Origin of the sequence: Larkinella humicola (assembly GCF_008727875.1) — a bacterium.
In the GTDB taxonomy this organism is placed as follows: Bacteria; Bacteroidota; Bacteroidia; order Cytophagales; family Spirosomataceae; genus Larkinella; species Larkinella humicola.
In genome coordinates, this window is record NZ_VTWS01000001.1 from 857,417 (window position 1) to 869,374 (window position 11,958).

Here is an 11,958-nt window from a genome sequence, read left to right on the forward strand (position 1 = left end):
GTAATCTGTTTTTCACCGATTTCTTTTGTACCATCCGTGTCGAATACGCTTCCATTAACTGAATTGTTTGCCAGCTCAAAAGGCGCAACCTATCAATGCGATACAACCAATCGGATCATTATTCAGTTCGGTGAAGCGCGCGTTTCGCTCCGGATTTCCGATTTTTTGACGTTTAAGAAGCGGGTTGATTCGGTGGATATTCACACGATGATCTTCAATACCGACGACGCCTACGACGTCGAAATCATCGATGCACCCCGCACCGGCCATCTTTTTGTTCTGAGTCTCTGTGACCTCATTGCCCTCCGCGACCTGCTGGCCGGCACCCGTTTCGTCCTCGACCTCAACACCCTCCTGAACGAACGAATTTATAGCTCGGTCGTGTACTAACCGACCATCACCGGATTGTTTTGCCGGACATTCATTCTGTTTTACAGCGCTTACCTTCTTAAAGCGCTCAATCACTGCAATTAGACTGTTTCCAAATTTTGCAGACTCAAAACTTTTTCCAGTTGAAATCAGTATTCTTGTAACAGAAAAGGCAAATCCCTCCATCTGGTCAAGAACCAAAAACTGATACAACGATGAAAGATTTAGTGAGAATGAGAACGTCGCTGAAAGAAGAAATTGAGCGCATTCTCAACGAACAAATAAAAATGGAAGCACACTCTTCGGCCATTTACTTATCGATGGCTGCGTGGTGTGATCGCAACGGTTTTGACTTTAGCGCCGGTTATTTTTATAAGCAATCCAATGAAGAACGGAACCATATGCTGAAGCTTTTCAACTATGTTTCTGATATGGGCGGTCACGCCATTTCGCCCGAAGTAACCAACGTTCCGCAGGAATTTGACGGTTTCCGGGATGTATTCGAACTGGCTCTGCAACAGGAAATTGCGGTTAGTAACTCGATCAACCGCATTGTGGGTCAGGCCCGCCAGTTGAACGATTTCGCAACCGATCAATTCATGCAGTGGTTCGTGAAAGAACAAATCGAAGAAGAATACGTAGCGCGTCGGGCAGTCGAACTATTCGATGTCATTGGTGAAGAAGGCGTGGGTCGTTATATGATCGACAAAGCCATTCCAAAGATCACCTACGGCGACGTTGAAGCACAATAAACTGAATTCATTGCTTTCTTCCTATAGCTTCTTACTGAATTGTATAAACCCGGATTTAAACCATCCGGGTTTTCTTTTTATTCGGTTTTATAAACTGGGATTTAGCATGAGCAACTTATCTTGATTGCCCATTTTGGTTGTGTTTATTGGGCCACTTCGATTCACTATCTTTACCATTTCCAATCAACCCCCAATCGCATACGAACCGGCCTGAAGCATGGATGTCATCATTATCGGAGGAGGGCTGGCCGGATTAGTCAGCGGGCTGGAACTGGCCCGGGCGGGGTTTCAGGTTGCGATTGTCGAGCGAAAAATGTACCCTTTCCACAAAGTTTGTGGCGAATACGTCTCCAATGAAGTTAGACCCTACATCGAATCGCTGGGAGTCAATTTGAAGGGTTTGGGGGCCAACCACATCGACCGGTTCCAGTTCAGCTCTCCCTCGGGCCGTTTGCTGGAAACGACGCTGGATTTGGGCGGTTTTGGCGTGAGTCGCTACGTCCTCGACCATTCCCTGTTTTCGCTGGGCCAATCGGCTGGCATCCGGTTTTTAGTGGGCAAACAGGTTGAAAAGGTCACCTTTTCTTCCAATCAGTTTGCAGTTGACATAAACGACGGACAGGTCTTATCCAGCCGATTGGTGATTGGTGCGTATGGCAAACGATCCAAAATCGACCGGCAATTGCAGCGGCCGTTCATGCAAAAACCGTCGCCGTATCTTGGCGTGAAATATCACATCCGGACCGACTTTCCACTCGACACCATTGCTCTCCATAATTTCCAGGACGGGTATTGCGGTTTGTCGGCCATCGAAGACGGGAAGTTTTGCCTTTGCTACCTGACGACGCGCGAGAATCTCCGCCCTTTCGGCAACATTCCGGCGATGGAACGGGCTGTTTTGTTTCAGAATCCCCATTTGAAACGCATTTATGAAAATGCCGAATTTTTGTACGAAAAGCCGGAAGTCATCAACGAATTCTCGTTTGCCCCTAAACGCGCCGTCGAACAGCACATTCTCATGGCGGGTGACTCGGCGGGACTGATTACGCCCCTCTGCGGCAACGGCATGGCATTAGCCATACACAGTGGCAAACTGGTTAGTGAACTCTCATCGAGGTATTTAAACGGGCAGTTCTCGCGCAACGAACTGGAGCAACGGTATCAATCGGAATGGTCGGCCCGGTTTGCCCGGCGGCTGTGGGTAGGCCGAACCGTACAACGGCTTTTCGGTGATCGGTGGTTGTCGGAAGCAGCGGTTTCGGTTTTCGGAACGTTCAAACCGTTGTTGCGGGGGGTGATTCGGCAGACGCATGGGGAGGTTATCGCGGTCGAAAAATAGTCACACCGGAATCACCGTCGTATTTTTCACTTCCGACATCACGAAAAAGCTGCTGATGTTCAGAATACCGGGAATTACCGAAAGCCTTTCCTGGTAAAACCGGTTGTAGGTCTCCATGTCGTGAACCACCACTTTCAGCAGGTAATCAAACGTTCCCGATACCAGATTGCATTCCATAATTTCCGGGAGTTGGGCAATGGCCAGATTAAACTCCACGAAGGTGTCGCGGGTTTGCTTGTCGAGCGTAACATGGCAGAAAACCACCAGCAGATGGCCCAGTTTTTTCTTGTTCAGAAGTGTCACGTATTTCTCAATAATCCCTTCACGTTCAAGCCGTTTGATGCGTTCGTGAATGGGCGATTTCGAGAGGTTGATCCGCTGGCCGATCTCCTGAATGGTGAGCTGTGCGTTATCCTGTAAAAGAGACAATATCTGCCGGTCAATCTTGTCTACCTGCGTCATGACGGAATTTTTTCTTTACAAAGCCATTCGTGAGGCTCGTTGCCAAATTATTTCCTTCTATACTACGAAAAGTAAACAGTATTTCCCAAAAGGAGTTATAGAATCAGAAATCTGTTTGGCAATTCATACCTTTGTGCATCCAATCAATACCAACCACAACCGCAGAATACGATGGTAATCGGTGTTCCTAAAGAAATAAAAAACAATGAAAACCGGGTGGCGCTGACCCCCGCGGGTGTTGCTGAGTTTCGTCGATTTGGTCATACCGTCTATGTCCAGGTCAATGCGGGGGTGGAAAGCGGTTTTGAGGACGAAGAGTACATTGACGCCGGGGCCGTTATGCTGCCCACCATCGAGGATGTCTACGGCATTTCCGAAATGATCATGAAGGTGAAAGAACCGATTGCGTCGGAATATAACCTGATTAAAGAAGATCAACTGCTGTTTACCTATTTCCACTTTGCATCGTCGGAAGAACTGACGCACGCCATGATCGAACGCAAAGCCGTTTGTCTGGCCTATGAAACCGTGGAAAAAACCGATCGCAGCCTGCCGTTGCTGATTCCGATGTCGGAAGTCGCCGGCCGGATGGCGGTTCAGGAAGGTGCCAAATACCTCGAAAAACCGCAAAAAGGCCGGGGAATCCTGCTGGGAGGTGTTCCGGGGGTAAAACCGGCCCATGTGCTGATTCTGGGTGGTGGCATTGTGGGAACACAGGCAGCCAAAATGGCGGCTGGTCTGGGCGCTCACGTCACCATCATGGACATCAGCCTGCCGCGTCTGCGGTATTTGTCGGATATCATGCCCGAAAACGTCGATACGCTGATGTCGAACGAATACAGCATTCGGGAAGCCGTCAAGCATTCCGATCTGATTATTGGCGCGGTGTTGATTCCGGGCGCGAAAGCCCCTCACCTCATCACCCGCGAGATGCTGAAACTGATGCGTCCCGGAACGGTTCTGGTCGATGTCGCCGTTGATCAGGGTGGTTGCATTGAAACCTGTGTACCGACCACGCACGAAAATCCGACGTATGTCATCGACAATGTCGTTCACTACTGCGTTGCCAACATGCCGGGTGCCGTTCCGTACACCTCGACCGTGGCCCTGACGAATGCCACGCTTACTTACGCCCTGCAACTGGCCAACAAAGGCTGGCAAAAAGCGTGTCGCGACAATGACGAACTGAAGCGTGGGCTGAATGTCGTTAACGGCAAAATCGTTTACAAAGGCGTAGCCGATGCGTTTGGTTTGCCGCTTAACGATGTGAACGAATTGCTGCAGCGCGAAGAAGAAGAAATCGACTATTAAAGCAAGACCGTATGTATTCCGACCTGGTTAAGATTACACTTCATCGACGAATAATCAGTACACCTTCATCAACAATTTTTTAAGGGTTTAGGAATAGAAATAGCAAAGACACGACCGCCATGAGTCGTGTCTTTTTTTATTGAATCGTTTACGTGTTTTAGCCAGTGAGAACGGAGCGCACATTTGCGAAGGCTCCGGGGTTATGCCATCGGCCTAGGTGGCCACGCCATCGGGCCGACCCAATTTTTTCAGAAGCCGAAAGTGTGACTGAAGTGCTGAGAAAAACGAAGAATTTTCCAGGTAAGGCAGTTCAAAGTCAAGCGCCGTCTGCTTTACAATGGCCGTAATAGCCGGGTAGTGAATATGGCAGACTTTTGGAAACAGGTGATGCTCAATCTGACGATTCAGTCCACCACAAAAAAAGGCCGCAACGGGGGAGCGTGGAGCGAAATTAGCCGTTGTGCGCATTTGATGTACCGCCCAGGCTTCCTGTATGCCGACCCCTTCGATGGGTACCGGAAATGAGGTTCCCTCGACCACGTGCGCTAATTGAAAAACCAGACCCAATACCAATCCTTCGACCATGTGCATCACGACAAAACCAATTGCCAATTGCCACCAGGTCAGATCGAGCACCAGATAAGGCAGAATCAAAAAGAAAAAGTAGTAGGCAATTTTTGTGGCAAACAACGTAAAATATTCACTGCGTGGGTGCGAGGAGTTATCATGCTGACCAATTTTCCGCTTAAAGAATTTCAAATAATCTTTGCTAAATACCCAGGAAAGCGAAGCCAGCGAGTACAATCCAAAAGCATACCATTGCTGAAAGCGCTGCCACGGACGCAATGGCTCATCAGAATCAACGCGAATTAAATTGGGAGCAATTTCAATGTCTTCGTCGTGGCCGGGAATATTGGTGTAGGTATGATGAACGACGTTATGGGTAATTTTCCAGACGTAGGGATTGGCTCCCGCTAAATAGAAGGTTGCTCCCAGCAGCCGGTTGACCCAACTCCGGGACGAGAATGCGCCGTGGAGAGCATCGTGCGAGACATTAAACCCGATAAAAGCGGTAAACATCCCCAGACCTACAGCCAGCAACAACATCGCCCAGGGGCTGAATTGGTTCGACAGGATGAGTCCGTAAAACAGTGCATAGCCACCCAAAAAGAAGCTGGCCTTAAGCCACATCGCTCTGTTGGCATGGGGTGAAATCCCAGTCTCCTTAAAATAGGCATCGACTCGCTGGCGGGCCGTAGCAAAAAACTGCGACCGGGTAGTATTGGTGAATTTAAGTGGCATGTTGTAAAGTCAGTTAAACATTCGACCGATTTCCTGTATACCCCGCAGAATCGGCAAGGCTAATCGGCCCTTCGTAGTTAGTGTATATTCGACCCGTGGCGGAACCTCGGCATAGACCGTTCGGATCATTACCCCCAAGGCAACAAGGGCTTTTAGTTCACTGGCCAGCATTTTCTCGCTGATGGCCATTTTTTCGTAGAGCTCGCCATAGCGCAGCGTGTGTTCGCCCACCAGTAGTATGATGTACAACCGCCATTTCCCGGACACTACGGCCAGAGCTTTGGTGATGAGGGTGTAATCGATTTCAGCGGGTGGATCATTCCGGTTCTTTTTGGACATCGTTATTGAGTCAGTGAACCTGAACCGAATCAAAGTAATCCCCTAGCGGGAGGACGCCTGAATCAGAAAAAGGCAATCAGAGTAGGGTGCGCCTTGATATCCGGGCTGTTCATCGCAAATGAAAAGACAAACCAGCACGCGTAAGAGAGCACTCCGGATACCTTAAAGTTGTAGTATGCCAGGAATTGTCAAAGTGAAAGCTTCCGGCGATTTTCGCCGGCAAGAGCAAGTGGATGAATGCGGGGAAAGAGAAAGTCACCCCAGGAAGGTAACTAACGAATGTGTGATATACTTACTACGCTGTAAGCTACTAACAAGTTCAGATAAATAAAAAAAATGTCATATTTGTTTCAGAACGGCGAGCTGCGGCCTGAAGGTCTTTTTCTTCATGTGGCAGTAAAAGATTAAAAAACTAAAAAGTGGAATTAGAAAAGGCTAGCTCGAATGGCGGCCGATTTGGAGAAATTGGAACTTGACTTACCTTAGAACCGGAACGGACAGACAAGAAGTTCCACTGATGTTCTACTGGAAACTTTTCTGTCTGTCCGGAAATTCCGACCTAACTACTTGATAATGTGTGAAGAGCCCCCAGTCGGGATCGAACCAACGACCTACTGATTACAAGTCAGTTGCTCATAACTTACTGATGCTTCTTAGTAGTTCCTGTTTACGAAGTAATATTACTAAAAATCAGTAGCTTAACCGAAATGAATTACTAACGTTTACTTGTTTTACTCTGAATATTTACTAATTTCGTGTATCAAACTGTGTAGCAAGGTTTGATACGCCCAATGAAAATAGCAGCTCCAACAATTGCAGTCATTCTGGATACTCGGCGGATTAAGGCCGATAACACCTATCCGCTAAAACTTCGACTAACTTATCAGCGCGACCGCAAGTATTACAGTATCGGTATAGACCTAACCCCTGCATTGTGGGCCGATGTTGAAGATAAAACGAAAACGCGCCGGGAGCTTCGGGAAATAAGGAACCGTATCAATGATTTTGAAGGGCGGGCGGCCCAGGTTATGAAAGGAATGGAGTCTTTCTCCTTTTTAGCTTTTGAAGAAATGTACTTCCGGAGTGAAAAGGCCGACTCCCGAGAGATTGCCCTACGCAATGACCTGGCGTATACCTTTGAGAAAATAATTCAGCAGATGCAGGAAGAAGGCAGGGTAGGAACTGCAATCTCATACGGCAATGCGCTTGCCTCACTGACAGCATACCGAAAGAATTCTAAGATTACAGACGTCACCCCTGACTACCTGAAAGGCTACGAAAAAAAGATGATCCTGGCCGGCAGGTCTGCTACCACGGTGGGGATGTACCTTCGGGCGCTTCGAGCCGTTATCAACCAAGCAATTCTTGATGGTGTCCTAACTCAGAAAGATTACCCGTTTGGCAAAAACCGTTATGTTATCCCCAGTGGGGTAAATATAAAGAAGTCATTAACACTGGCTGAGGTTGAGCGGATCTACCATTATTCCGCAATTCCCGGCAGTCAGGAAGAGAAAGCAAAAGATCTGTGGTTGTTCTCCTACCTCTGCAATGGAGTAAATATAAAAGACGTCTGCTTGCTGAAGTGGAAAAATATCGACGGCGATAAGATCAAGTTCATTCGCGCAAAAACAGCCCGTACAACAAAGTCAAAACTTCGGCCGATAATTGCCGTACTTACAGATACGACAAACGAGATAATTACCAGGTGGTGCAACCAAGACCGTAGCCCTGAAGCTTATGTTTTCCCTTTCATACCCCAATCAGCTACACCTCAGCGCGAACTCGAATTGATTCACTACCTGATCAAGCTTGTCAATAAGTATATGAAACGGATAGCTGAAAAATTAAAGATCGATAAAGACGTTACTACCTACTTCGCCCGCCACAGCTTCGCCACAGTATTAAAACGCTCTGGTGCGCCGATTGAATTTATTTCTGAAAGTCTGGGGCATACAGATTTAAGAACGACTGAGAACTACCTCGACAGCTTCGAGGATGATGTGAAACGGGAATATGCAAAAGCATTGTTAAATTTTTCTAAAAATTCGGTGAAATAAATATGCATGCCATTAACAGTTACTGCCCAATCTTGGACTATATCGACGAACGTGCACAAACATGGTCTGAAAAAATATGTAAGTTTGAGTATGGACTTAGAATAAGTGAAAACTCAGTTGAACTTCCTGAAATGTGGCTTTACGATTTTGAACATTGTTTTTTTAAATTAGGGAATAATTATTACGATGATTTTCTAAATCTAATTGATGATCCGATATTCAATGACCCATCTATTTTAGTTAGGGAAATTGAAAATTTATTATTTTCTATCCAATCTGAACGTCAGGATGAAATTTATAAGAAAAAATTGAATAGAGTTAATTTTTGCCTTAATATACTTTATGACTCTTTGGAATACACAATCAAGATCGGCAGACTGCATATAAAAACTATAGAACTTGAAAGTGTATGCCCGACAGATGAACAACTCAGAATTAAAGTAGAAAAAGGAGCCGAAATGCTGACTCAGATAAACCCGACAATGATTGTAAATGAGGAATGGATTAATTCTAGAATTATTTTTTATAAGACATTTTATAAAAATTGCAGATTTGCATTAAAATATTTAGAAAAGGATGGAATTAAATTTGCAAGGGTACTATATTCCTTAAAAAGAATAAATTTTACAAACTATTTAGGCTCAAATTCTCAAGATGAAGATAAGGATGAGAAAATTGAGGATGTCAATGCAGCGGACAATACGATAAATAATGAATTAATACTTTCGGAACCTCTGACACAAAAAAAGGCTCCCTTACAACGCGATAGCACCAAACGTAAATATGCTCGAATCAAAAAAATTTACGAAAGCGCATATGAAAAACTGGAAAAAGATGTTCAGAGGGCAATTGCATTTACTGTGAAGGAAACAGGCGAATCAATGTCTACAGTCGAGCGGGCGGTTGGGTTTAAAAAATAACTCCAAGCCAAATTGGATTTGGACTTGGGCCAAAATGGAATTGGACCTCTAAATCCTTACTTTTTCGGTAATTATTCGTATTTATTTGCACTGTTCTTTTACATTTTAACAAAGACAGCGCATGGTTACCGAAGACATTTCACTAAAAAACTTTCTGGCATCATTCATAACGCCGATTGTACAAAGTGCTGTTCGAGAAGAATTAAGGCACTTACCCCGCACAGACAGCCCTCCTCATCCACAAAACCGCATAGGTGGAATCGAACTGGCCAAGGAAATTACCGGTAAAGCTGAAAGCACTATCTATAATTTAGTCAGTGCTGGCAAAATACCCCACAGCAAACAATCCGGTAAACTCTACTTTTCCGAATCGGAATTAGTGAACTGGATTCGGCAAGGGAAACGCAAAAACGCTGATGAGGTAAATGCTGAAGTAGACAGCTTTTTGGGTCGTAGAGGAGGGCGTAAACAGGTAGCATGAGCCCTGAATTAACACTCTCCCAAGCTGAAGTATTTCATCTACATAAGAGACTTTCCGAAATAAAAACTGAAACAGGCAATCCTTCGATTTTGGATGACGTTTTTGAAAAATTGGAAACTTTTGTAAAATCATATATACCGGCACCAACTTCCGATTCTGCTATAATCTTCAGTTCAATTCCTGTTTACCAAAACGAAAGTGATGAAATTCCGGAAAAGGGTATTCCAGGAGTCCATATATTATCAATAGCCAGGCGGTTTCCAAAATGGGTTGATCATTTTATAACCTGGGGACTGGATACCGCCGGTTTGCCTTCAGGATTTGTAGCGTTACCATTTCAATATTCTGGAGATGTTGATGGGGCTTTAAGGGATGGAAACTCCTATTCCGCAATCCGGCAGGAATCTCTATTCGTCCTAATCATACGAACGAGTGGTATTCGGGATGCAGAACATTTTAGAACTGCCTACGACCAGATTTGTGAGTACTACCGTCAACGCTACAAACTTGTTCCGGCTCTCGATGCTTCGGATATCAATACCCGGCTCCGTGTAGGACATGATCCTTCGATCAAGCAAGATTTTACCCGTCCAATAATCCCATTTGAGGATCTGAAATTTCCACTTGATTCAGTGATTCAGCCGAACGAAATGAGTAATGACATCCTGATTCTCAAGGTCAATGCGTTGATTCAGGAAGGTAAAAGCCAACGGAAAATTGGACAGGAGCTCGGTATTCCACAGCCCAGAATTTCGCGGCTGATTGCAAAAAGCAAAGAGTGAATCGGGTTCGCGTATAATACCACACGTTAGTTAAAAACTAATCAGAAAACATGTTTTCTACACGATCTGTACAATCGGCCAAACCGCCGGTTCCAGTCTTTCTATTTGATGTTGCCAGGGAAATTCGAACACATGGTAAAATCTGGATGATTGACAAATTCGATTTTGGAACGGTCTTCAGAATAACTGTAAATGGGGTATGCTGTCGTGTCGTCGTCCTATACCCTTTTGATATGGGCCGGGAAATTACCATTCCAGCGGAAAATGGTAGCGAGTTACACGTAGTGCAGAATCTGGAGGAGCTTACAACCTGGCTTACTAACCTAAAGCAGGGTATATAATCGATCTCCCATTCTTTAAAATCGTTTCATTTCACATCATTGCTATGAACATAAACAACCTAACAGCCGAGCAATGGTGGCTGATGCAGTCCGCTCAAATTATGGGACGAGATACCCCAAAAAAGAAAGGAGGTTTGCATGAGTGAGTTCGGCAACACCCAACAAACCACCTCCGAAATCATTGAAAATCAGGAGCAATTTACAAATTTGGCGCAATCAAAGCAAGACAGGATTGGTGATTTTAACGAACATATAGACGGCCTTACCGACTTACTGCCAGATATAGTTAATGTAGAACCAGTATCAGCTTTTAATATCCCCGATGGACGGCAAAAAAATTGGGAAGACCTACTCAACCATGCCGAAATACGGCCCGGCGATTTCATCGAAAGGCCTCCTATTTGCATCTCTCATGAGATAACCAAATTGGGCGGGAAACTGCTACGATCCGTTATCGGCACCATCGGCAATTTTCTGGTGATCACCGGTAAGGCAAAGTCCCGAAAGACTTTTGTGGTCAGTGTTTTTGTTGCGGCTCTACTGTGCGATAAATTAATCCTAAAGTGTATTCGCGGCTACCTGCCTGATGACAAAAGGGTTGTCCTGTATTTTGATACCGAGCAGGGCAAATGGCATGTACAGCGGGTTCTTAAAAGGATCTGTCAGTTGTGCGGTGACGATGATCCGGCGAACCTTAAAATGTACTCACTTCGCTCGTATGCCACCTACGACCGTCTGGAGGTGATTCGATGGGCCATCAAAAATACTCCCAACCTCGGCATTGTGGTTATTGATGGGGTTCGGGATACCGTTTTCGATATTAACGATGCCGAGGAGGCTACCAACCGCGCCACCGACCTACTCCAGTGGACCGACGAAAGACAAATCCACCTCATCACAGTTCTGCACGAAAATAAAAACGACCGCAACGCCCGGGGCCACCTCGGCACCGAGCTTGGCAACAAGTGCGAAACACTGCTTTCGGTACAGCGCGACCAGAAGGATAAGGAGGTTTCAATCATTACGCCGGAAATGTGCCGGGATCGCGAATTTCCAGTGATCCAGTTTTCCATTGACGAGGAAGGCAATCCGTTTTTGATCGACGATACCAATATCGGCAACTTCCCGGGGTTGTCTAATGAAGGCAAAGGCAAAAAGACAAAAACAACGCCTACCATTCTGGATCGTGAGACGCACGAACTGATTCTTAAAAGGATTTTTGCCGATACACCCCGAATGGGGTACAAAAACCTCTTAAGCCAGGCGCAGGTTGTTCCTCTCTATTTCGGAGTCGAACTATCCAAGGATCGGGCGGTGAACTTCATCACCTGGTGGAGAAATGAAGGGTACATCAAGACATTCAAACCAGAGGGTGAAAAATATCCCGTCAACGAAATTCAGAACGGTCGGTTTGAAAGTCAATCGTTCTGAATCAATCGTTCTGAAGCCCTATATATATAGGGGCTTCTAGAACGATGCGAACGATTGATCATTCTACTGTTC

The 11,958-nt window shown here is 45.7% G+C and carries 12 protein-coding genes; 9 read left to right on the forward strand and 3 right to left on the reverse strand.

Translation table 11 applies throughout. The features are described from left to right. Positions 1–36: 36 nt before the first annotated feature. The 3 genes from F0P93_RS03630 (at position 37) to F0P93_RS03640 (ending at position 2,460) form a co-directional block, all read left to right on the forward strand. Complete coding sequence (locus tag F0P93_RS03630) at positions 37–390, forward strand: hypothetical protein (RefSeq protein WP_150874974.1); 354 nt, start codon at positions 37–39, stop codon at positions 388–390. 194 nt (positions 391–584) lie between these two features. After that, positions 585–1,121: a ferritin gene (locus F0P93_RS03635; RefSeq protein WP_150874975.1), complete on the forward strand. Its 537-nt coding sequence runs from the start codon at positions 585–587 to the stop codon at positions 1,119–1,121. Between the two features lie 217 nt (positions 1,122–1,338). Continuing rightward, complete coding sequence (locus F0P93_RS03640) at positions 1,339–2,460, forward strand: NAD(P)/FAD-dependent oxidoreductase (RefSeq protein ID WP_150874976.1); 1,122 nt, start codon at positions 1,339–1,341, stop codon at positions 2,458–2,460. Here F0P93_RS03640 and F0P93_RS03645 read toward each other — a convergent pair whose 3' ends face one another. After that, positions 2,461–2,922: an Lrp/AsnC family transcriptional regulator gene (locus F0P93_RS03645; RefSeq protein WP_114409623.1), complete on the reverse strand. Its 462-nt coding sequence runs from the start codon at positions 2,920–2,922 to the stop codon at positions 2,461–2,463. A 171-nt stretch (positions 2,923–3,093) separates the two neighbouring features. On the opposite strand from F0P93_RS03645, the gene ald reads away from it, so the two are divergent. Further along, positions 3,094–4,233 (forward strand): alanine dehydrogenase, encoded by a 1,140-nt coding sequence (gene ald, locus F0P93_RS03650; protein ID WP_150874977.1) that lies wholly within the window; start codon positions 3,094–3,096, stop codon positions 4,231–4,233. A gap of 213 nt (positions 4,234–4,446) precedes the next feature. Here ald and F0P93_RS03655 read toward each other — a convergent pair whose 3' ends face one another. Next, a complete protein-coding gene (locus tag F0P93_RS03655; protein ID WP_150874978.1) occupies positions 4,447–5,535 on the reverse strand; it encodes a fatty acid desaturase family protein in 1,089 nt (362 codons plus the stop codon). 9 nt (positions 5,536–5,544) lie between these two features. Further along, positions 5,545–5,874 carry a winged helix-turn-helix transcriptional regulator gene (locus F0P93_RS03660; RefSeq protein ID WP_150874979.1) on the reverse strand — a complete coding sequence of 110 codons (330 nt, stop codon included), beginning with the start codon at positions 5,872–5,874 and terminating at the stop codon, positions 5,545–5,547. A 791-nt stretch (positions 5,875–6,665) separates the two neighbouring features. Between F0P93_RS03660 and F0P93_RS03665 the strand changes: the two genes are divergently transcribed. The 5 genes from F0P93_RS03665 to F0P93_RS03685 all read left to right on the forward strand — a co-directional run bounded on the left by F0P93_RS03665 (position 6,666) and on the right by F0P93_RS03685 (position 11,886). Beyond that, positions 6,666–7,931: a site-specific integrase gene (locus F0P93_RS03665; protein WP_138994179.1), complete on the forward strand. Its 1,266-nt coding sequence runs from the start codon at positions 6,666–6,668 to the stop codon at positions 7,929–7,931. A gap of 32 nt (positions 7,932–7,963) precedes the next feature. After that, positions 7,964–8,851, forward strand: coding sequence for a hypothetical protein (locus F0P93_RS03670; protein ID WP_138994180.1), 888 nt, complete (start codon positions 7,964–7,966; stop codon positions 8,849–8,851). 121 nt (positions 8,852–8,972) lie between these two features. Beyond that, positions 8,973–9,332 (forward strand): helix-turn-helix domain-containing protein, encoded by a 360-nt coding sequence (locus F0P93_RS03675; protein WP_138994181.1) that lies wholly within the window; start codon positions 8,973–8,975, stop codon positions 9,330–9,332. Then, positions 9,329–10,114 carry a helix-turn-helix domain-containing protein gene (locus F0P93_RS03680; RefSeq protein ID WP_138994182.1) on the forward strand — a complete coding sequence of 262 codons (786 nt, stop codon included), beginning with the start codon at positions 9,329–9,331 and terminating at the stop codon, positions 10,112–10,114. Before F0P93_RS03675 ends, F0P93_RS03680 begins: the two co-directional genes overlap by 4 nt. A gap of 479 nt (positions 10,115–10,593) precedes the next feature. After that, positions 10,594–11,886: an AAA family ATPase gene (locus F0P93_RS03685; protein ID WP_150874980.1), complete on the forward strand. Its 1,293-nt coding sequence runs from the start codon at positions 10,594–10,596 to the stop codon at positions 11,884–11,886. The last annotated feature ends 72 nt before the right edge of the window (positions 11,887–11,958 follow it).

Bases quoted from the DNA above. Each gene is read 5' to 3' on its own strand.
- F0P93_RS03635 (WP_150874975.1), top strand. From the start codon at position 585: ATGAAAGATTTAGTGAGAATGAGAACGTCGCTGAAAGAAGAAATTGAG.
- F0P93_RS03640 (WP_150874976.1), top strand. From the start codon at position 1,339: ATGGATGTCATCATTATCGGAGGAGGGCTGGCCGGATTAGTCAGCGGG.
- F0P93_RS03645 (WP_114409623.1), bottom strand. From the start codon at position 2,922: ATGACGCAGGTAGACAAGATTGACCGGCAGATATTGTCTCTTTTACAG.
- ald (WP_150874977.1), top strand. From the start codon at position 3,094: ATGGTAATCGGTGTTCCTAAAGAAATAAAAAACAATGAAAACCGGGTG.
- F0P93_RS03655 (WP_150874978.1), bottom strand. From the start codon at position 5,535: ATGCCACTTAAATTCACCAATACTACCCGGTCGCAGTTTTTTGCTACG.
- F0P93_RS03660 (WP_150874979.1), bottom strand. From the start codon at position 5,874: ATGTCCAAAAAGAACCGGAATGATCCACCCGCTGAAATCGATTACACC.
- F0P93_RS03665 (WP_138994179.1), top strand. From the start codon at position 6,666: ATGAAAATAGCAGCTCCAACAATTGCAGTCATTCTGGATACTCGGCGG.
- F0P93_RS03675 (WP_138994181.1), top strand. From the start codon at position 8,973: ATGGTTACCGAAGACATTTCACTAAAAAACTTTCTGGCATCATTCATA.
- F0P93_RS03680 (WP_138994182.1), top strand. From the start codon at position 9,329: ATGAGCCCTGAATTAACACTCTCCCAAGCTGAAGTATTTCATCTACAT.
- F0P93_RS03685 (WP_150874980.1), top strand. From the start codon at position 10,594: ATGAGTGAGTTCGGCAACACCCAACAAACCACCTCCGAAATCATTGAA.